This is a genomic window from Candidatus Proelusimicrobium excrementi (assembly GCF_937881865.1).
In the GTDB taxonomy this organism is placed as follows: domain Bacteria; phylum Elusimicrobiota; class Elusimicrobia; order Elusimicrobiales; family Elusimicrobiaceae; genus Proelusimicrobium; species Proelusimicrobium excrementi.
In genome coordinates this window covers 1-20,018 of sequence record NZ_CALGEO010000047.1, presented here as the reverse complement: position 1 = coordinate 20,018, position 20,018 = coordinate 1, and the positions used below count along the sequence as shown (strand labels likewise).

Here is a 20,018-nt window from a genome sequence, read left to right as displayed (position 1 = left end):
TAATAAATATATAAAAGTTTTAACGATAGCAATGTTATTTTCCCTGTTCGGTGTCTCCGTTCAGGCGGCGGGCCCTTATAAAAGGGCCGGTACAAGCGCGAGCGCTTTCTTAAAGCTCGGTACCGGCGCCCCTGAAGCGCAGGCTATGGGTAATGCCTATACCGCACTTTCAAGCGGAGCACAGGCCTTGTTCTGGAACCCGGCCGGTATCGCCACCAGCACCACCAGAGAATTCCAAGTTTCCCATATGCAGTGGTATGAAGGCGTGGGCGACAGCGCGGTGGGCTATGTACAGCCTATCGGCAAGACGGTTTTGGGCGTAAGTTTAAGGTATTTGCGCTTATCCGGCGATAAACTCGACGCGAGGGACTGGGAAGGTATACCTTATGATCTTACCGGCGACGCCATTAAGGACTTTGTCGGTACGGTATCTTTGGCAAGAACATTCTTCGGCGTATTGGATATCGGCGGTACGGCCAAGTATATTAACGAAGACAACGACGGCACCAAACATGTCAACCCGGCTTTTGACGTCGGCGGTAAACTGAGAATTTCAAACAATAAATTCGTAATCGGCGTTATGGGGCAGAACCTCGGCGATACCGATGAAGTGCCTTCCGCTATAAGGGGCGGCGCGGCGATTAACACCAAATACTTTACGATTTCCGGCGAAGTGGTGGATTATGTCGATGATAAAGTAAGATACGGCGTCGGCTTGGCCATACATATACCGGAAGATTTGGTTCAAGTGGCTTCCTTTGACATAAGGGTTGGCTACTACAACCGCGAAAACACTGGCTGGGCCGAAGACGGCGACTTGGCCGAAAAAATCGGCTTGGAAACCACCTCCAAAGTTACTTTGGGATTCGGTTTTTACAGCAGCGAAGTTTTAGGTTACGGTTTGGGCCTTGATTACGCCATGATGCCTTCCGGCGCTTTGGGTACGGCCCATCAATTGGCGGTAAGACTGCAGTTTTAACTGCGGGCCGCGGGACGGCTGTTATGAAAAAAAATAAAAAAGGACAGGCGGCGGTGGAATATATTCTTACTACGGCGGCGTTATTTATAGCTTTTGTTCTTTTTTATAAATATTATACGTGGATAGTCCCCAAACAGTTTGAAAGCGGAGCGAAAATTATTCTTTCCGTATACGAACTGGAAAAGTAAATTTAAAAGATTTGTTTTATATTTCGGAGGAATTATTTATGATGAGAATCATTGCTAAAATGCACTTGGCCTACGCCAATGCGATTGAAAACGTAAAAAATAAAAAAGGACAGAATACCATCGAGTATTTGTTCATGCTCGGTATTATCGTCGTCGTGGTCGGTATCGTCGGTGGTTTGATCAAAACGTTTATGCCTGAACTCTTTGAAAACATTAAAGGCAAAATCTTGGGCCAGGCGGGCGAACTGTAATTTGAAAATGATAAAGAAACGTGATGGCCAAACGGTTATAGAGTTGATTTTGATTCTGCCGGTTTTTATGATGATAATATTTGTCGTCTTAGAGCTGGGGAATATGGCCTATCACACGATTTTGGCGCATCACGTTTCTTATGAGCTTGCAAGGGTGGGATCCCTTGTAGGCGTCAAAAAAGCGAGCGGCAAGACGGACAGCCAAAGGGTCAACAGCAAAATGAAAGAGGCCCTTAACAAAATGTTCGGCTTGAGGGGAGCTCAAAGCATGCAGTTTTCCGCAGTATTGCAAAAAACGGGTACGGACCCGCAGGTAAGAACGCATGCCAATGAAGATTTAGTCGTAACTTTGGTATACAAGGTAAATTTGTTGTTTCCTCTTACCAGCTATATTTTTGCCGACGAGCCTAAAAGGTTCGGCATAAAAAGGATAAAAGCTACGGTAAGAATGCCGGTGGAGCGCCCTCTGATAAACTGAGGGACTGTTTGGTAAGTTTTTATTTTATTAAGTTTGTATTTCGGATTTTTATTATTAAGCAGTTTTTAAAGGAGCTTTAAATGAACAAAAAGAATATTCTGCTTCCGGTAGTGATAGCTATCGCGGCAGCTTTAATATACTATTTTGTGCTTTATATGGCGCAGGGTAAGATTAAGGAAACTTCCAAAATGGAAAAGGTCGCGGTTGCGGCCGTTGATTTGCCGGAAGGCAGAATCATTACTAGGAACAATATCAGGGAAGTTGAAATCCCCACGGCTTATATACAGAAAGACGCCTATGTAATTTCCAGAGGCGCAAATATAGCCGAAATTGAAAATTTGGTTACCAAAGTCGCCATAGCAAGGGGCAATCAGATAACAAAGCCCTCCATTACCAGCTTAAGCCCGGAATCCGGCATCAGCCTTAAAGTAATGCCTTCTTACAGGGCGTTCATCCTGCCGGTTGACAGCAATGTATCCAGCTTGATTAAGCCCGGCGATAAAGTTGACGTACTGCTTACTTTTGACGCCATGATTAAAAGCGGCGGCAAAGAAAAAATGACGGCCACGATTTTGCAGGATATCCCGGTGCTCGGCGTAGGCGGCAATTTGGGCCAGGGGTTGGATTCGGCCTCAAGAGCGGCCAATGCCGAAAGGGAAGCCAACAATGCGGCGTTTTCCGACAGAGCAGTGCTCAGCTTGTCAGTGTCCCCACCGGAAGCGCAGTATTTGGCTTTGGCTCAGGAAGAAGGCGTTATTACGGTTATCGTAAGGTCTAACGGCGATACTAAAGTGTTACCGATAGAAATTTCCAGCTTCTCTAAACTGTTTAGCTAAAGGGATTTAAAATTATTTAAGGAAATTAAAACTATATGAAAAATAAAAAACATGTTTTAAAAGCTTTAACCTTACTATTGGCTTTGGGCGCGCTTGCCGTAAGCGCCCACGCCAAGAAGACGGAACTTGTGGCCGTCAGTGCGGATATCGTTGAAATCAGCGGTTCTTTAACGACTTCGAAAGGCTTTGCCTGGAACCAGCTGTTGGATTTCAGCGAAAGCGAAATACCGGGCATATTTTCAATAGGCGAGTTTGAGAGAAAATCTTTGCTTAACACCCGTTTGAAACTCATGGAAAACGAAGGCAAGGCGCAGATTCTTTCCAACCCCAAGGTTATTGCTCGTTCCAATACCAGCGCCAACTTTTCCGCGGGCGGTCAAATTCCGTACCCGGTGGTAAGCGACAGGAACGTCGGCACCGAAATGAAGGAATACGGCGTCAAGCTGGACGTAATGCCGACGATTATCCCCGAAAGGAACAATATCATAGTAGTACAGTTGGAAATCGAACTTTCCAACCCGGATTATTCCCGCTCCTTGACGATTAACGGTTCCACGGTGCCTTCCATGACCAAAAGGTTTTTACGTTCGGAAGTGGAACTCAGCAGCGGTGAAACTTTGGTTATCGGCGGCCTTAAAAGCAGCACCAGAAGCGTAGCCGAAGACAGAGTGCCCATACTCGGCAAAATCCCTTTGATAGGTTTGCTTTTTAAGAATAAAGACATTACGGAAGAACAGAGATCCCTCTTCTTATTCATTACGGTAGAAATCGTGGAGTAACTTTATGGAAGATACGCAGGCTTTATCCGGCACACCCAGAGTAATAGCTTTTACGGGGCCTAAAGAGGGCGTCGGTAAGACGACTCTTGTGCTAAATTTGGCGATAGCTTGGGCCGAAATGCAAAAAAGGCCTGTGCTTATAGTTCCGCTTGATCCTTTGGCTAGGCAGGAACACGGGTTTTATTTGGGCATCAGAAAGCCTGTTACCGTGGCCGATCTCGTACGCGCTTTAGGTTCCGGCGCGATAGCCATAGCCGGCGGTCTTTTAAGAGGTAAAGTTTCCATGACGCAGGTGGGCGTCGGCGTACTGCCGCTCGGTTCCACCAGACAGGAGGTTTCTTTAATATCTCCAAAAATCCTGCTGCCGATGCTTTCCAGGCTTCAGCAGACTTTTGATATTTTCCTTGATGTGGATTCCAGCTTTCCTATGGAATCTTTCGCCTTTGATATTGCCGACAAAATCTTCTGGGTTACAAACTGCACCCGCTCCCATTTAAACACCGCGGTTGCCATGTTTACCGATTTTAAGGAAATGCACTTCCCTATTGACCGCATAGAAATAATCTGCAACCAGTATAACTTGCCCGGCGCGATAGATCACGAGGAAGTAAACCAATTTTTTATCAAATTAGGCCGCGAACCGATAGTATATCTTACCTGGGAAGAAAGCGTATTTGAATCTTCCAATAAGAGGGAAATAGAAATATTGGTCAACCGCAGTTCCCTTTGGGTTCAGGAAGGCCTTAAACCGATTTTAAAAGTTATTGAAGATACACCGGCCGGCGAAAAGAACTGGTCCACGGTGGTGCCCGACAGCGAATTCGTGTCCGCTTCCAAAAATATTTGGGAGGCCGCCACGGCCTTAAGCGGCGTTGCGAAAGGGCCCAATCATATAGACGGCGGGGATTCCGATCTTTCTTATTGGGATTCTTTAAAACAGCAGGTTCATAAAGACGTAATTAAAACTTTGGAAGTTGAACGTATCGTCATCAGCGAAGAAGGCAGCCAAAACGAGCAGACCAGAAAGCGCGTTTCGGTAATTATTGACGAAGTCCTGCGTAAAAAGGCCAATGTACAACTTTCAAGGGATCAAAAAGTCAGATTTATCAACGAACTTTTGGACGAAATCTTGGGCCTCGGCCCTCTGGAAGCTTTGATGAGGGACCCGTCCGTTACCGAAATCATGGTAAACGCCTATGATAAAATCTTCATAGAGCAGAAAGGTAAACTTACCCTTACAAGGTATAAATTCCGCAACAATGACCAAGTCGTACAAGTCATTAAAAGGATTGTGGCCCCGCTCGGCAGGCGTATTGACGAATCCGTCCCGCTGGTCGACGCGAGGCTTAAAGACGGTTCCCGTGTAAACGCGATTATCGCGCCTTTGGCGGTTTCCGGGCCTTCGCTCACGATAAGGCGTTTCTCCCAAAAGCCGTTCGGACCGGAAGATTATTACCGCTTCGGCACCATTGACAGGCCGACGATGTACTTCCTTGAGTGCTGTGTCAAACTCAGAAAGAACATTATTATTTGCGGCGGTACAGGTACAGGTAAAACAACATTTTTAAACGCTCTTTCCAGCTATATTCCGGAAAACGAGCGTATCGTAACCGTGGAAGACACCGCGGAGTTAAGACTTCAGCAGGAACACTGGGTTTCTTTGGAAAGCAGGCCGGCCAACATTGAAGGCAAAGGCGAAATAACCATTAAAGATCTTGTTAAGAACTGTCTGCGTATGAGGCCGGACAGAATCGTAGTCGGTGAGTGCCGCGGCGCGGAAGCTTTGGACATGTTGCAAGCCATGAACACCGGCCACGAAGGTTCTTTGGCCACGATTCACGCCAATACTCCGCGCGACGGTTTAACCCGTCTTGAAGCAATGTGTATGATGGCCAGTGCGGATTTGCCGATTTGGGCTATCAGGGAAATGATTTCCTCCGCCGTGAATATGATAGTTCAGCTTTCAAGGTTCTCTGACGGAAGCAGAAAGGTTACTTACGTAACGGAAATTTGCGGGCAGAAAGACAATGCAATACAAAGCAATGATTTGTTCCGCTATATCCAAACCGGCGTAAACAAAGAAGGGAAAGTGGAAGGCGTTTTCGCCGCGACGGGCGAACTGCCTACATTCTTCCGCGAGTTTAAAGCCAAAGGCATTGACGTGCCCAAGGAAACTTTTGACCGCCCGGATACTTCGGTCCGCAAGGAAGAAGCGGCGGCTTAAGGATTAAAATATGAAATTGCTCAGAAATATTTTTATAGCTTTGTCGGTCTTGGCGGCGGGTGTTTCGCAATCATACGCTCAGCGTGTATTTACGGAAAACCAAAGCGAAAGGATAGCCTGCGCCAAAGAAAGGCTTTACGCAATTTATACTTTCTTGGACGCTTCAAAACCGAGCGACCAAAAAAAATACGAACCTGCCTCCTGCGGTACCGGCGCCAAAGGCGTGAATATGCCTAAATATCTGGAAAAGATACTGCCTGAAATGGATATGAGAAGATTATGGCAGGTTTCCGGCGAAGGCAGCGGTACGGAATTTTACAGCGAAGCCGAAATTTGGCGTCAGCCGATAGGCTTGGTGTTCAACTTTTTGGAATTGATGGAACAAATCGACAGCGGCAGCGCGTATACCACTACCGAAACGGTTGAAAGAATTACAAGATTTAAAACCCAAATGATGGTTTATATCGACAGGCTTAAAAGCAGACCTTCAAACTATGAGCTGCGCACAAGTATGGAAGGCCGCGGCCGCTCGATAATCGCCACTTTGGATTTGATTGATTCCGAAATGGGCAGCGTATTGGAATCGTTTAAAGTTTCGCCCAGATTGTGGCGTTCCAAATTCAGGAAGGCCGTTATGGGCATAACGACGCTTTCAAACAGCCTTTACGGTGATATTGTTACGGTTAATCCGCGCTTAATGCCGCTGGAACTTTCCATGGAAGATAATAAAAAGAGTTCTGCCGATATTTACAGGGCCCAGCGCGACAGAAAATTAAAGGCCGACAACAGCCTTATGATAACCGTTTTTATGCTTATAGGCACTTTGGCCGTTTTTATCAGCGGGTATATGCTGATTTCGGATAAAAACGACCAGCTCACCAAAGCCATCGGCCAGTATATGCAGAAAAGTTCCGTTTGGGCCGACGACTTCAGCAGACAGTTTTTGGATATTAACGTAAAATACATAGTCTTGGGCACTTTATTGCTGTTCTGCGTAGTCGGTGCGATATTCGGCACCGGCGTGGGCGGTTTTACGGGAGTCTTGCTCTTTGCGGTATTTTTCGCCTTGGGTCTTACTTTCGGGCTTAAAATGCCGGGTATAGTTTTAAATATCCTTAAAAGACGCCGCGGCGAGAAAATAAACGCCCAGCTTATGGATGCTTTGATTTTGCTTTCAAACTCCCTTAAATCGGGTATGGATATCGTACAGGGTTTTGATATGGTTTCAAGGGATTTAAGGCCGCCTATATCGGAAGAGTTTTCTTTGGTAATCAAAAACTATAAATTGGGCTCTCCTTTTGAGAAAGCTCTTGAAGGCATGGAAGACCGCGTGGACTCAAGGCTGCTTTCCTATATGGTTAAAGCAATAGTTTTGCAGCGTCAGGTCGGCGGTAATTTGACGAAGATTTTTGAACGCATCGTGGAGAACATCAGGGAAGAAAGCAAGCTGGAAGAAAAGCTGCAGGCCATGACGGCCCAGCAGAGAATACAGGCCATAGTCGTCGGCGTAATGCCTTGGGTTATGGTCGGCGTAATGTTCATGTTCCAGCCCGACATTATGGTAAGCTTTTACACCTCTACGGTGGGTATTATAGTACTGGCTTTTTGTATATTCTGGATCGGCGTCGGTATTAAACTGGTAAACAAATTAGGGGAGATAAAGGTATAATTATGAACATGGGTACATATACGGTAATTATGCTTATTGTGGCTTTGTTCGGCTCCATAGCCGTGATGGTGGCCGTCTTGAGGTTACTTTCTCCGGCGGAGGAAAAGACCAACATCGCCGACTTGGAGGCCAAGCAAATAAAGTCCACCTCTAGCTTCGCGAGGTTGCGCCCTCAGGAGAGGTTTATAGACAGGGTCGCCTTGTTTACCCTTAACACTTTTAAGTTGCAAAAGCCTCTGGAAGAAATTTGCATGCTTATGGGAAGCCCGGCAAAGCCTCAGCCGGTTGATATTTTGTATTATAAAATATATTGCGCGATAGGCCTTCCTATTTTGCTTATGCTGGTGTTTAAATCGCCTATACTTATAGTAACCGCGCCTTTGGGCTTTTATCTGCCGGATTTGAAATATAAGGGCGAGATACAAAAGCGTCAGCAGGAAATGCTGGGCAACTTCGCCACTACGGTGGACTTGACGGCCCTGATTATTGAATCCGGTTTGGATTACATGACGGCTTTTGAAAGGATTATAAAAATAGCCAAACAGAAAACTTTGCTTGAAGTTGAGATTGAAAAAACTTTAAATGAAACCAAGCTTGGTTATTCCCGCCGCGAAGCTTTGGAAAGACTGGCGGCGCGTACGGGCGTTCAGGATATACGTTCTTTCGTCGGGTTGATAGTACAATCGGACGAATTGGGTACAAGCTTGGTAGAACTGCTTAGGAACTTCTCCACGGACTTAAGATTCAGAAGGCTTAACAAAGCGGAGAAACTTGCGGCGCAGGCTTCCACCAAAATGTTAATACCGCTGTTTATTTTCATTTTCCCGGTGGTGTTCATTTTGATTCTTGCGCCTATGCTGGCTAATTTTATGATGGGCGGTTTGCCCTTTTAAGAGGAAAAATTTATGAAGAAATTATTATTTATTATACCTTTGGCGCTTACGGCGCTCAGTCTTAACGCGGCAGACAGGCCCATGAGAGAAAAGGGCAAGGAAGCCGGCATGCTGCTGGACTTGCAGAAGATATCGCTGGGCACGATTTCAAACGTCGAGCAGAAAAAGCAATATCTTTCCACCGTCCAGCTTGAAAAACAGCGCATTCAGAATTACACGCTGAGAATGGTCTATGAAAACGCCTATGACCTTTACCGCCGCGGGGACTATCAGCGCGCGTATGAACTTGCCAACGTGATTTTGAGCATAGATCCCAGCCTTACCAAAGCGCAGACTTTATCCAAAGAAGCCGGGCGTATGGCCACTTACGGCACCCTTTCGGAAGACGAAATCATCAATATGAAGTATGAAGAAGGTATAAACCTTTATAAACACGGCAGATTAGTTGAGGCTCAAAGCAAATTTGAAGAAATTTTAGTTCTTCGTCCGTCCGATTCCAAAGCGAAAGACTGGGTAAAACGCATTGACAACGAAATCGCCGAAGAACATACCCGCCGCGGCTATTACGCTTATAAAAACGGCGATTACAATGAAGCTTTAAACCAATGGTACAGCGTACTCATAATAAAGAAAGAAGACGCCGGCCTTACGGCGAAAATAGCGGAAGTCGAAGCCGAAATGAAAAGGGAAGAAAATCAGAAAACTTTAAACAAAGCTTTCAGCTTGTATTCTCAGGGCAAACTTATACCCGCTTACAGAGAATTTGAAAAATCTTTGGAGATACAGCCCGGCGAACAGCAGACGCAGAAGTTTACCATGCAGCTTAAAGAAGAAATCGCCAAAGGCTATTTTGAAGCCGGGAACAAAGCTTACAGCAACAAAAAGTACAATACGGCCGTGGCAAATTGGAAAGAAGCCAAAAACTGGGGCTATAACCAAAATGACGTCGCTATGAACATCAAAAGCGCGGAAGCTGCCAAATTGAGGGCCGCTCAGGCAAAGAGGGAAGCCGCAAATAAACCCGCTCCCGCTGCTCCGGCGACTCAGCCCGATTCCGTGCCGGTGCCGGTTCCCCAGCCGATACAGACCAACCTTCTTGAGGGTGAAGACAGCGCGGCCACTCCTATAACGCCGCAGCCTTCAGCCCCGCAAGATGTGGGCGAAAATGACTTCCCTACGGCTAATTTGACGGGAAATCAAACCATGATTTCGGAAGATGCAAGGCAGGCCTCCAACGCCAGGTATATTGTCGGTTCAAAATATTATGCCGAGGGCGATTGGGTAAGAGCGAAGGCGGAGTTCCAAGCGGCCTTGCAGCTTAATCCCGAAAATTCCGAAGCGGCTTTGGCTTTAAAGAGGATTGACGCCAAAGTAAACAGCGGTTCGGCGTTGTAGGTGCTGATATGATTAAGAAAATAAGCATACGTTGGTTTTTATGGTTTGCGCTTGTAGCGGGATACGCCCTTATTTTAGGAGCTTTGCTGTACTTTAATTTGTTCAAGCGCGTTTTTGACGCCAATTTGCAGGATCACATAATCAATATCGTAAGGACGAACGCCAATGTGCTTATTGACGGGCTTGTTGCGCGCGATCTTATAACGATACCGGAGATTGATCTTATCTCCTCTTGGCCGCGCCATGATCCCAGGATTTCCAATATCGTTTATTTTAACGGGAACGGCAAGATAAGATGGCATAAAGATACGGAAAAAATAAATAAATCTTTGGCGGAGTACCACCGCGGAGGTTTCTTGGATACGGACGCCGTACTTGAGGCCCTTAATATGGGCATATACAGAGTGGCTTTGAAGAATGACGGTTCCGCTTACGATATAGCCGTTCCGCTTAAGGCCAAAGACGGAAAAGTCGCCGGCGTAATAAGTTTTGACGTATCCAGAGATGACGTTAAAAAGGAGATCAACAACGCTTTGGTAAATTATTTGGCGGGTTCGGTTCTGATATTTATACTCATGGGTATAGTTCTGTATATCTTTGTGATAAAGAACGTAACGCGCCCGATAGTGGCTTTAACCGACAGCATTGAAAATATTTCGACAAAAAGTTTCCAGCTTGATTTTATGGAACGCAGCGACGAAGTCGGCGAACTTGCAAGAGCTGTGCAGAACTTTTTGAGCAAGGTTAAAAAGGAGCTTGAAGAAAGGGAAATCCTTGATAAAAGCCGTCATCATTACGAACAGGAATGGTGGTCTTCGGTATTGGCCATAACGATACCCAAAGGCAGCCGCGCTTTGGTTGTTGACGAAAACAACAACGTAATGCACGCCAATTTTGAGCTTGCAATTAAGAAAGAAGGCCCTATCCACTTGCTGGATATATTCGGCGGAACTCAACAGGATATAGTGCATATAGTGGGGCAGGCTATGGATAATCCGGGCAAAATCTTCCGCGCAAAAACGCAAAGCGGCGGAAGGGCTTTCGGAATAAAAACTTTGCAGCTTTCTTCAAGGGGCAGCATAGTGAGGACCGTTATCGTGCTGGAGCCTCTGGCCGCGGCCAAGAAATAGTTTTTTAAGGAGATATTATGAAGCTTGAAATAAAAAATATAAATTTGGTTTCCGTCGTATTTTCGGTATATCCGCTGGTGCTTTTCGTACTCAGCTTTTTAAACGCCGTCTTCGCAATAGGCGATTTGAGCGACTACACTTTAATGCAGAAAATAATGCAGATAGTGCTTTGGACTTTGGCTCAAACCCTTACTTTGACGGTGGTTTCCTTAGCCTTGGTTTTTGTATACAACCTTTTGTGCTCTTTCGGCATCAGGGGCATCAGATTTGATATAGAAGAAGCGGGCGTCGAATCCGAAGCTGTGGAAGAAACTTCCGCTCGGTAATATTCATCAGGAGGAGTAAATTAAATGAGAATCAGCAAAGTAATGACTTTTGTTCTGTCCTTTGCATTGCTTTCCGCGGGTGCAGCTTTTGCCGCGCCGGCCAAGAAAGCCGCCAAAGCCAAACCCGTAACGATTACCGTTGTTGAAATGACGGGCAACGCCAACGGCAGCCAGGATGAAGGTCTTAACGAGGGGCTTAAACAATTTATCGGCGGAGAAGTCGAAATTGTAAAAGTTGACAGAGAGGCCGCTCTCAAGGATCCCAAATATAAAGGTTTAAATATGGATTATATGCCTTTGTATTTGGTTGAAAAAACTAAAGTTACGGAAGAAAAATTCGCCGAACCCATCAAATACGGCCAACTCGCCGTCACTGATGATTTTATCGTGTTTGAAAAACAGACCAGACACGGCGTATACGCCAATAAAGAAGCCGTACCGAACCAGCTGGAGATTTTCGTAATGTCCCAGTGCCCTTACGGCGTTTTGGCGGAAAACAGAATCATCGACGCCATGAAGCTTGACAAATTGCCCAAAGACGTCAACGTCAATATCAGGTATATCGTCAGCGAAGGCAGAAACGGGCAGGAATTTAACAGCTTGCACGGCGACGCCGAATGGGAAGAAAACGTAAGACAGCTGATTATCAAGAACAAATATCCCAAGAAATTCTGGAAATATCTTGAAATCAGAAATAAAAATTACCAGTCCAGCTTGTGGGATCAGGCCGCCGAACAGGCCGGCATTAACCCCAAAGTTTTCAGAAAATACTGGAACGAAGGCGTTAAAATGCTGAAAGAAGAAGTCAAACACGCCGAAGAATATAACGTAAACGGTTCCCCTACCGTAATTTGGGAAGGCAGAGTCGTTACGGATATGGGCAGCTTGGCCGAAATCCCCGGTTTTGAGGGATTGGCGCAGACTTACGGTTCAGCCGCCGCTCAGGCCCCTGCCGGACAGTGCTAATATAAATTCTGTTTGCAGTTGATTGGGGCATAAGAGATTATGCCCCAATTTTTTAATAAATTTTGATTTAATACCCGGTTTTGCGTAATACACCCGGGCTGTGATATGAAAAGCGGACATTTGAGATATACTATTTTCGCCGTAATAACGGCGGCGGCTTTGATTCCTGCGGTTTTGATTGTTTTTTATATGATGCAGGCCGGCGGAGCCGTGCTCAAAAACGAACAGAAAGAAAGATTTGAAATGTTCAATGACCGTTTTTCAAACGAAGTTTCCGCCTACCTTTCGCGCAATGAAAGGCTTATAGAAACTTTTCTGGAAATCCGCGCGGCCGGATATATGGACGACGAAAATTACTCCAAGCTTGTGGAAGTTTTCCTTGCCAAAAACAAGTCCGTAATAGGCATATCTTTCTTAAATCAAAACGGAAGGGAAATATCCTATCACGGCATGCGGCCAAAAATATCCTACGGCGGCATTTTGCCGGATATAATAAGCGAAACTATAGACAATAAAAAAGTTTTTGTAGGTTCCTTGAACAAAAATCCTTCAAAGGGCTTGCTTTCTTTGGCGATGTCTTTCCCCGATTCCTACAAAGGCGTAAACAGGGCCGTGCTGGTTCAGTTCGACATGAAGGATTTGGAGGAGTTTATCAAAACCTCCGTTTCCAAAGAAGATTTAACTTTAATTTTTACCAAAAACGGTTTTTTGATTTTTTCCAGTACGGGCGGTTTAAGCACCGAACTTGATAATGCCTATGATTTGCAAATAAATCGCCTTGTGGGCTTGGCTAAAAACGGCTCTTACGGTTTTGCGGAAGTGCAGGGCTACAGCGGCGTTTTGGGGGAGATCTCTTCCGCCGGGTGGCTCGTTTTTACGGGCAAAGCGTCAAACGAGCTGGTTCTGCCGTTTAAAGATTATTTGCTGGGTTCTCCTTTGCTTTTGGCCGTTCTTTGTTTGGTTGTTTTGGCGGCTTTGCTGATTTTGAGCGCCTATTTATGCAGTGTCATTTTAAGGCCGGTAAGAGCAATGACCAAAGCCGTAATCGCCCTTGAACAAGGCTCCGAAACGCCGTATCTGCCCGCTCCCGATAACGAAATAGGCGTATTTTCCAAAGCTTTTGCGCGTATGCTTGATACCATAAAAATGCAATTTGACGAAATGCGCCAGGAACGCCAGGATCTTGAGGAACTTAACCAATCTTTGGAGCTGCGCGTCGGCAGCAGAACCAAAGAGCTGAGAACCGCTTTAAACGAACTTATAAAAAAGGAAAGGCTTGCGGCTATCGGGCAAATGGCCTCGATAGTCAGCCATGAAATTAAAAACCCTTTAGCCGTAATAAAAAACGCCGTCTATTTGATAAAAATGCGCTTGGGCGAAAAGGCCGAACCCAAAATACTCAAAAATATTTCCGTTATAGATCAGGAAATACAGCAGGCCAACGGAATTATTGAAGAAATACTCGGTTACGCCAGAAGCCGCGAACAAATCCTTACGGTTACGGATTTAACGCTTTATATGAAAGAGATTTTGGCTTCTTATCCAATGCCGGAAAATATTAAAGTCGTTACGGAATACGCTCCTTTGCAGCTGCCGGTAAAAATCGACACCGAAGAAATGAAGCAGGGCATCAGGAACATAATCGGCAACGCGGTGGAAGTCATGCCCGACGGCGGCCAGCTTATAGTAAAAACTCTGGTCGGCGGCAATTATACCGCGGTTTTAAGCATTCGCGACAGCGGCCCCGGGATTCCCAAAGAGATAAGGGAAAATATCTTCGCTCCGTTTTTTACCACAAAAGCCAGGGGCACCGGTTTGGGCTTGGCCGTGGTAAAGAAAGTGGCCGGAAGGAACAATGCCCAAATTGAGCTTGTCAGCGAAGAAGGCAAGGGTACAAAAATAAGCATGATTTTTAAAATGCACAGGGATTAATTATGATTGACAGTGAAGAAAAACAGGTAAAAATTTTGGTTGTTGACGACGACGATAATCTGCGCGGCACTTTAAGCGAACTTTTGGAGCTTGAAGGCTATGACGTCTATCAGGCCGGAAGCGCAAAGGAATGTATGAACCTTGTCGAAAATGATTTTTTCAACGTGATTTTGATGGACTATAACTTGGTTGACGGCACGGGGCTTGACGTCGTAAAAAGCATAAGGCGTTTTAATACGCAGTCGCAGGTTATAATGATAACGGCGCACGCTTCTTTAAACACCGTAATAAAAGCCATACAGGAATCCGTTTACGACTTTTTGGTAAAGCCGGTGGACTTTGACCATTTAAAACGTACAATCAAAATGGCCATGGAAAAGTTCCGTTTGGAACAAAGCAACCGCCGTCTTTTGGAACAGCTTAAGCAAACCAACGCGGATTTAAGCAATTTAAACAGTATGAAGAGCAAATTCTTTTCCATAGTGTCCCATGACCTTTCCAATTCCCTCATGGCGCTTAAGATGAGCTATGACATGCTCCAAAAAACTATCAAATCCCCGGATGAAAACCAGCTGCGCAAAATGCAGTATATGAATGACAGCCTCGGGCAGATATTTCTGCTGGTTAAAGATCTTGTGGACTGGGCCGCGATAGAAAAGGGAAAACTGCGGCTTGAAAAGTCCGAATTTGAACTTACTTCTTCCATAAAAAACGCTTTTGAAATTTTCAAAGAAAAGGCTAAACTTAAAAATATAGATATGTCTTTCGCCGGAAAAGAGGAAATAAAGGTTTTCGGCGATCCCAAAAGGATAAGGCAGGTTATATCCAATATAACGGAAAACGCCATACGCCATACTCCCGAAAACGGCAAAATAGGCATATCGGTAGTGAAAATTGACGCCAAAAATGCTAAAGTGTCTGTTAAGGATAGCGGCGCGGGCATAGATCCGGCCGAAACTGAAAATTTATTTAAAAGTTTTTACCAGAAAGGTTCCGGCGGACGTTTGGGACTGGGCCTTTCCATAGCGCAGGATATAGTAATTAATCACGACGGTAAAATTTGGGCCGAGAGCGAAGGAGAAGGCTGCGGTTCCACTTTTAGTTTCACCCTGCCCATTATAAATTAGGAGAAGGATTATATGCCAGCCAAGAAAAAAACAGTTAAAGTGCTTATTGCTGACGACCAAACTCTTTTCCGGGAAGGTATAAAAGATGTTCTTACCGGGGAAAAGTGGATAGAAGTCGTAGGCGAAGCCGCCGACGGCGAAGAGGCCGTTGCTCTCACTAAAAAACTCAAGCCCGAAGTCGTGCTTATGGATATAAAACTGCCTAAACTTGACGGTATTTCCGCAACCAGGCAGATAAAAAAGAATCATCCCGAAGTAAACGTTTTGATGCTTTCCAGTTTTGAAGACGAAGCACACGTAATGGAAGCCATACAGGCGGGGGCGAACGGATATCTTTCCAAAATGCTTCCTGCGGCGGAACTTGTAAATTCCATAAGAACTTTTACTTCCGAAGGGCTTATGATACCCCAGCAGCTTATGGGCAAGCTTTTGCAGGGCCTGAGGAAAATGGGCGACGGCGGAGCGCCGGCCCAAGCCACGCTGACAAAAACGGAAGTGCGCGTGCTGGATTTGCTCGGCCGCGGCATGAGCAATAAAGAACTTGCTTTGGAACTCGGCTGCAGCGTAAAAACCATAAAGAACCATTTAAACAGCGCGTTTCACAAGCTGGACGTAACCAGCAGAACCGAAGCCGTGGTAAAAGCGATAAAACAGGGGATAATATCTTCCGACAGGTAATATCCCGGAGGCGTAATTTTATGAAATGTCTTAAAAGCGCATTGCATTTGGTAAAATCCGAAAGAGGCCAGCAGACGGTGGAATTCCTTCTGATGCTCGGCGCGGTGGTTACTTTCGTTTTGGCTTTTACGATAACTTTTCATAAGGAAATCGCCGGCGGTTTCTTTACCGTAATAGGCAAGATTTTGGGCTGACGGAGGGGGAAATGCCGTTTTGCTTTAAAATGATAAAGAATAAAAAAGCGCAGATAGTTTTACCGGCGATATTGCTGATACCGACTATCTTGCTTGTAATTTATCTTTTGCTTGAAACGACAAAACTTTCCAGGGAAAAAATCCGCCACCAGTTTGCTTTGGATACAGCCGCTTTTACGGAGCTGACTTCCGCCTCGAACTATTTAAACGCCACCGCATACACAAACGGCGCGTTCCCGTTCAGATTATTCAGGGAGAATTTTACTCCTACCGAAAAAGTCTTCGGCCCTAAAAGTAACCCCGAGCAAAAGGAGCTCAGTTTGTACGAGTTGTTTTACAGGGGCGGGGCATTCCCGGCTTTGGGCGACGACGGGGATTGGAACAGCGCTCCTAAAGACACTGACACCGAATGGGAACTTAAATTTTATACGGAAGAAAGCGAAGAAAGAAGCAGCTGGAACACCCCTAATCCGCCCAATATAAGCGACCAGACTTTTTATCCGGTTATGTCCAAAAATTACGCCGATAATTATGCTATCGGCTGGAACCCGGACGCGGTAAAATTATACGTGCTGATATACTATTTTTTAAGTCAAATTTACGAAGATCAGAAAAACGTTTATCTTAAGCTCAGCAAGGAAGGGGAGTTCTTCCGCAAAGGTTATTATCTTAATGTCGGTTCCGGCGGCTGCAAACTCAGCGAGTGCGGCAGAGAGGGCGCAAAGAACTTTAAAGAATATAAAGTTCAAACGGAGCCCGTATATATAAAGAAAATTAAATTTTATTACGTAAACCCCGATGACTACAGCGATGAAACAAGGGAAATTCCTTTTGACCTTGAAGAGCAGGAAATGTTTGACGGGCGTCTTTACCAATACTCTTACGTAAGCAGGAGTTACGCCAGTAAACTAAGAAGGCTGTATAAAGGCATAGACGTAACCCAGCCGTTTAAAGCTCCCAGCAATTACTTTAACGTCAATTTGGAAAAATTCAGGCCGCGCAATCACGTGCGCGCGGCTTTGCAGTGCACTAAGGAAAGTAATAACTGCATTTGGCCGAATCCTACGCCTAAATATCAAGTGAGGCTGTTCCCGTGAACTTATTTAAATTAATTTCTTCCCGCAGAGGCCAAGCCACCACGGAAGTGGTGTTGCTGTTCCCGATATTTTTTATTTTAACTTTGTTCATCGTTAAAATATACGGGCTTTTGGTTATCGTCCAAAAGACGGAAATAGCTTCTTTTTATGCGGCAAAGCGCTGGCAGCTTGAAAGCCACCGCGCCACCAAATACGCAGACGGCTGGGATAATACTTTCCTTAAAAAAGATATAGAAAAGAAAGTTCTTGATTATATAGGTTTCAATAATGCTGCCACCAGGAAGTTCCTCTCTCTGCGTAAAGTGGAACTTGATATAGAGCGCACTTCTGTATGGAACAACGTGGTTTTGAAAGTTAATACATATCCGCCCAATATACCGTTTTTATGTTCTTACGATATAAGGCAAGTATGCAAGCGCCCCTACGGTGCGGCGTGCGAGCGCGGCTATAATTTTATATGCAATAAGGGCGGCACCATTGAGGTTATAAAAGCCGTACCTAACAGGGACAGGCCTATAAGCTTCAGGCTGCCTATGTCAAAAGCAAAGTAAAGGTTGGCTTTTAAAAACGGGTCGTCATTTGACTGCTTGCAAAAAGTTTGTTGTAAAAAATTGCGATATTGACAAATTATAAATTTGTTTGTAAACTTTCAGTAGGCGTATAACGCCTTGAATTTAGCTCCGTGTTTGAGGATATCCCGGTTTTAGTGGGGTATCGGTCAGCAGGAGCCGCAATTTTTGTATATAATTTTAAAAAGTTTTAAAAATTTATTTTAAGAGGGTATCAATATGGCGGTGGTATTAAAAAGCAATAACGGCGGCGGCAAAAAAAACCCCGTAAGCGCATGGCTGGGCTACGGCGCGGTTGCGGTTTTCGGCCTTGCCGTTGTGGCTACGGCTTTTATGGGCGGCGGCAAAGCTCCCGACCCTATGGATTCCGCTTACAGCTATTCCGATTTTAAGGATTTGGCGGATATGCCTTTTTCCAACGAAGAAGCCGAAGCGGAGCTTCTTTCAAGCGTAAGATACGGCGATATCGCCAAGAACGATTTAATCAACGCTTTATTCAGCGAAGAAGATAAAGAAGCCCGTAAGGCGGACGATGCTTTAAAAGGCGTGCCTGAACCGCCGGACGCGGAATATGCCGAGGCCGCCAAAGCCAAAGCTAAGGTTCGCACCGCCAAGGAAAAGTACTATCGCAGCAGAGCCGCGGCCAAAGCGGCGGTGGCTCAAAGGACGTCTAAGAATGCTTTGTCTTCTTCCGGCGGGATAAAAGTGGGCAGTGCAAGCAGCGGCGTAAGTTCCACCATTTGGCGCGCCGACGATAAAAAGAACGGCAAAACATCTTCAGCCGCGGCGGCGTCTTCATCCTCTTTAAACGCGCAGCTTGCCAAAGACGTTAAGAATATTAACAACAGGGGCGGTTTTATGGCCGCTTATGAAAAGAGCCGCGCTGCCGCCAACGCCAATAATCTGGAAGACGCTCACGCCCTTGCGGCGGACGCTTTCCAAAACGCCGGGGATTTGGAAGGTGATTTAAACGGCGATTTGGAAAAAGCCGCTGAAGGCCTTGATTTGAACAAAATGATGGGCGAACTTGACAAAGATAAATTAGCCCGCGCCGCCAGCAATTTGGACGACGGTTTGGATAAAGCTAAAAACGACGCCGATAATAAAGATAAGAATAAAAAAGATTATAAATGCGACGGCGCCTCTATGAACGGCAAAATAGACGCAGGTTGTATGATGAATGAACTATTCGGCGTTATGATGGATTTGGGCAAGCAGGCATTATCCTCATTATTAAAAGGAAATAAATCTGCGGAAACCGCTGCCGAAAATGCTGCAAGACTCAGTGAAATTGACAATGAAATGAGCGGTTTGGATAAATCTTCGGAAGAATACAAAAGGCTTTCTGCCGAAAAGGCTTATTTAAGTGCTCCCGGCGGAAGTATAAAAGGCTGGGCTAAATTCAGCAAAAACAAGTATAAAGATGGCAAAACTTCCGGTAATTCCAATAGCGATAAGCCTGATAATCTGCTGAGTCTTCCGTCGGATGCTAACGGGGCTTAATTAATAAGTTTGTTGTTGGCGTTGACAATTTATAAATTTGTTGGTACACTTTAAGTAGGTACTTAAAGTGTACCGTAAATTTAGCTCCGTGTTTGAGGATTTCCCGGCGGTAATGGGATATCGGTCATCAGGGGCCGGTTTTATTATATATATAATTTGGAAGACAAAATTTAAGCTTGTTAATTTTTAAGAGGGAAATATGTCTATAATCATAAGGAATGCAAAAGACGGAAAAAGAGGGGACGGCAAAACCCAGGCTTATACTTGGGCCGCGTGTATAATGGTATTGGTTTTTGCGGTATCAATAGCGGCGGCTGTAAAAGGATCGGGCAATAAAAACAGTTCTCAGGAAGCCTATCGCAAACAAGCTTTTGATTTGGGCAATATGCCTTTCAGCGATGACTCGGCCGAGGCGTATTTATTGGCTTCCAATAAATATAATGATATAGCCAAAAACAGTTTAATAAACGGTTTGTTCTCAAAAGAGCAGAAAGAAGAACGCCAAGAATCGGATGCTTTAAACGGTGTTCCCGCCGCGCCGGATAAAGAATATAAAGCCGCTCAAGCAGAACAGGCGGCAAAGAAAGCTCGTTCAAGCAGGCCGGCAAAAAAAGCCGTTAAGAACCAAGCCCCCACAAGGCCTTCCGGCAGTTTGAGCAGCGGTTCTATGGCGACGACTTCCGGCGGTGGCGGCGGCGCGCGCGGCACGGTTTGGGGCTCAGGCAATAAAGGTGTTTCAACGGGTGGCGGCTCCAAAATGCAGGCAAATCAGGCGGCATTGATAAATCAGGTAAAAAACGGGAA

The 20,018-nt window shown here is 45.4% G+C and carries 20 protein-coding genes and 1 pseudogene; all 21 read left to right on the top strand.

Annotated features, from left to right (window positions below; genetic code table 11):
* Positions 1–979 (top strand): UPF0164 family protein (locus tag ACQY26_RS02450; RefSeq protein WP_428047490.1); only part of this gene is annotated, 979 nt, incomplete at its 5' end.
* A gap of 23 nt (positions 980–1,002) precedes the next feature.
* Complete coding sequence (locus ACQY26_RS02445) at positions 1,003–1,167, top strand: hypothetical protein (RefSeq protein WP_428047489.1); 165 nt, start codon at positions 1,003–1,005, stop codon at positions 1,165–1,167.
* Between the two features lie 38 nt (positions 1,168–1,205).
* Positions 1,206–1,418, top strand: a complete 213-nt coding sequence (locus tag ACQY26_RS02440; RefSeq protein ID WP_428047488.1) for a class III signal peptide-containing protein — start codon at positions 1,206–1,208, stop codon at positions 1,416–1,418.
* 7 nt (positions 1,419–1,425) lie between these two features.
* Entirely contained in the window at positions 1,426–1,896 is a 471-nt protein-coding gene (locus ACQY26_RS02435; protein ID WP_428047487.1) for a TadE family protein, read from the top strand.
* Between the two features lie 80 nt (positions 1,897–1,976).
* Entirely contained in the window at positions 1,977–2,732 is a 756-nt protein-coding gene (gene cpaB, locus ACQY26_RS02430) for a Flp pilus assembly protein CpaB (RefSeq protein WP_428047486.1), read from the top strand.
* Positions 2,733–2,767: 35 nt separating this feature from the next.
* Positions 2,768–3,511, top strand: a complete 744-nt coding sequence (locus ACQY26_RS02425) for a hypothetical protein (protein ID WP_428047485.1) — start codon at positions 2,768–2,770, stop codon at positions 3,509–3,511.
* Positions 3,512–3,515: 4 nt separating this feature from the next.
* Entirely contained in the window at positions 3,516–5,735 is a 2,220-nt protein-coding gene (locus tag ACQY26_RS02420) for an ATPase, T2SS/T4P/T4SS family (protein WP_428047484.1), read from the top strand.
* 10 nt (positions 5,736–5,745) lie between these two features.
* Positions 5,746–7,404 carry a type II secretion system F family protein gene (locus tag ACQY26_RS02415; RefSeq protein ID WP_428047483.1) on the top strand — a complete coding sequence of 553 codons (1,659 nt, stop codon included), beginning with the start codon at positions 5,746–5,748 and terminating at the stop codon, positions 7,402–7,404.
* A 2-nt stretch (positions 7,405–7,406) separates the two neighbouring features.
* The gene (locus ACQY26_RS02410; RefSeq protein ID WP_428047482.1) at positions 7,407–8,297 is read left to right on the top strand and encodes a type II secretion system F family protein; all 891 of its coding nucleotides are present in this window, start codon (positions 7,407–7,409) and stop codon (positions 8,295–8,297) included.
* A gap of 12 nt (positions 8,298–8,309) precedes the next feature.
* Positions 8,310–9,692, top strand: a complete 1,383-nt coding sequence (locus tag ACQY26_RS02405) for a hypothetical protein (RefSeq protein WP_428047481.1) — start codon at positions 8,310–8,312, stop codon at positions 9,690–9,692.
* 8 nt (positions 9,693–9,700) lie between these two features.
* A complete protein-coding gene (locus tag ACQY26_RS02400; protein WP_428047480.1) occupies positions 9,701–10,822 on the top strand; it encodes a hypothetical protein in 1,122 nt (373 codons plus the stop codon).
* A gap of 17 nt (positions 10,823–10,839) precedes the next feature.
* Positions 10,840–11,148, top strand: a complete 309-nt coding sequence (locus tag ACQY26_RS02395; RefSeq protein WP_428047479.1) for a hypothetical protein — start codon at positions 10,840–10,842, stop codon at positions 11,146–11,148.
* A 24-nt stretch (positions 11,149–11,172) separates the two neighbouring features.
* Complete coding sequence (locus ACQY26_RS02390; protein WP_428047491.1) at positions 11,173–12,114, top strand: DsbA family protein; 942 nt, start codon at positions 11,173–11,175, stop codon at positions 12,112–12,114.
* Positions 12,115–12,219: 105 nt separating this feature from the next.
* Positions 12,220–14,046, top strand: a complete 1,827-nt coding sequence (locus tag ACQY26_RS02385) for an ATP-binding protein (RefSeq protein ID WP_428047478.1) — start codon at positions 12,220–12,222, stop codon at positions 14,044–14,046.
* Between the two features lie 2 nt (positions 14,047–14,048).
* Positions 14,049–15,173 carry an ATP-binding protein gene (locus ACQY26_RS02380; protein ID WP_428047477.1) on the top strand — a complete coding sequence of 375 codons (1,125 nt, stop codon included), beginning with the start codon at positions 14,049–14,051 and terminating at the stop codon, positions 15,171–15,173.
* A gap of 12 nt (positions 15,174–15,185) precedes the next feature.
* Positions 15,186–15,851 (top strand): response regulator transcription factor, encoded by a 666-nt coding sequence (locus ACQY26_RS02375; RefSeq protein WP_428047476.1) that lies wholly within the window; start codon positions 15,186–15,188, stop codon positions 15,849–15,851.
* A 20-nt stretch (positions 15,852–15,871) separates the two neighbouring features.
* Positions 15,872–16,045 carry a hypothetical protein gene (locus tag ACQY26_RS02370; RefSeq protein WP_428047475.1) on the top strand — a complete coding sequence of 58 codons (174 nt, stop codon included), beginning with the start codon at positions 15,872–15,874 and terminating at the stop codon, positions 16,043–16,045.
* Positions 16,046–16,056: 11 nt separating this feature from the next.
* Positions 16,057–17,142, top strand: a complete 1,086-nt coding sequence (locus ACQY26_RS02365) for a hypothetical protein (protein ID WP_428047474.1) — start codon at positions 16,057–16,059, stop codon at positions 17,140–17,142.
* Positions 17,139–17,693: a TadE/TadG family type IV pilus assembly protein gene (locus ACQY26_RS02360; protein WP_428047473.1), complete on the top strand. Its 555-nt coding sequence runs from the start codon at positions 17,139–17,141 to the stop codon at positions 17,691–17,693. The genes ACQY26_RS02365 and ACQY26_RS02360 overlap by 4 nt, the downstream gene beginning before the upstream one ends.
* A 237-nt stretch (positions 17,694–17,930) precedes the next feature.
* On the top strand, positions 17,931–19,214 hold the full coding sequence (locus tag ACQY26_RS02355) for a hypothetical protein (protein ID WP_428047472.1): 1,284 nt from the start codon (positions 17,931–17,933) through the stop codon (positions 19,212–19,214).
* 199 nt (positions 19,215–19,413) lie between these two features.
* Positions 19,414–20,018, top strand: a pseudogene (locus tag ACQY26_RS02350) (hypothetical protein); the annotation flags it as partial.

Bases quoted from the DNA above. Each gene is read 5' to 3' on its own strand.
- ACQY26_RS02355 (WP_428047472.1), top strand. From the start codon at position 17,931: ATGGCGGTGGTATTAAAAAGCAATAACGGCGGCGGCAAAAAAAACCCC.
- ACQY26_RS02365 (WP_428047474.1), top strand. From the start codon at position 16,057: ATGCCGTTTTGCTTTAAAATGATAAAGAATAAAAAAGCGCAGATAGTT.
- ACQY26_RS02420 (WP_428047484.1), top strand. From the start codon at position 3,516: ATGGAAGATACGCAGGCTTTATCCGGCACACCCAGAGTAATAGCTTTT.
- ACQY26_RS02380 (WP_428047477.1), top strand. From the start codon at position 14,049: ATGATTGACAGTGAAGAAAAACAGGTAAAAATTTTGGTTGTTGACGAC.
- ACQY26_RS02440 (WP_428047488.1), top strand. From the start codon at position 1,206: ATGATGAGAATCATTGCTAAAATGCACTTGGCCTACGCCAATGCGATT.
- ACQY26_RS02410 (WP_428047482.1), top strand. From the start codon at position 7,407: ATGAACATGGGTACATATACGGTAATTATGCTTATTGTGGCTTTGTTC.
- ACQY26_RS02375 (WP_428047476.1), top strand. From the start codon at position 15,186: ATGCCAGCCAAGAAAAAAACAGTTAAAGTGCTTATTGCTGACGACCAA.
- ACQY26_RS02425 (WP_428047485.1), top strand. From the start codon at position 2,768: ATGAAAAATAAAAAACATGTTTTAAAAGCTTTAACCTTACTATTGGCT.
- cpaB (WP_428047486.1), top strand. From the start codon at position 1,977: ATGAACAAAAAGAATATTCTGCTTCCGGTAGTGATAGCTATCGCGGCA.
- ACQY26_RS02405 (WP_428047481.1), top strand. From the start codon at position 8,310: ATGAAGAAATTATTATTTATTATACCTTTGGCGCTTACGGCGCTCAGT.
- ACQY26_RS02395 (WP_428047479.1), top strand. From the start codon at position 10,840: ATGAAGCTTGAAATAAAAAATATAAATTTGGTTTCCGTCGTATTTTCG.
- ACQY26_RS02400 (WP_428047480.1), top strand. From the start codon at position 9,701: ATGATTAAGAAAATAAGCATACGTTGGTTTTTATGGTTTGCGCTTGTA.
- ACQY26_RS02445 (WP_428047489.1), top strand. From the start codon at position 1,003: ATGAAAAAAAATAAAAAAGGACAGGCGGCGGTGGAATATATTCTTACT.
- ACQY26_RS02415 (WP_428047483.1), top strand. From the start codon at position 5,746: ATGAAATTGCTCAGAAATATTTTTATAGCTTTGTCGGTCTTGGCGGCG.
- ACQY26_RS02385 (WP_428047478.1), top strand. From the start codon at position 12,220: ATGAAAAGCGGACATTTGAGATATACTATTTTCGCCGTAATAACGGCG.
- ACQY26_RS02435 (WP_428047487.1), top strand. From the start codon at position 1,426: ATGATAAAGAAACGTGATGGCCAAACGGTTATAGAGTTGATTTTGATT.
- ACQY26_RS02370 (WP_428047475.1), top strand. From the start codon at position 15,872: ATGAAATGTCTTAAAAGCGCATTGCATTTGGTAAAATCCGAAAGAGGC.
- ACQY26_RS02390 (WP_428047491.1), top strand. From the start codon at position 11,173: ATGAGAATCAGCAAAGTAATGACTTTTGTTCTGTCCTTTGCATTGCTT.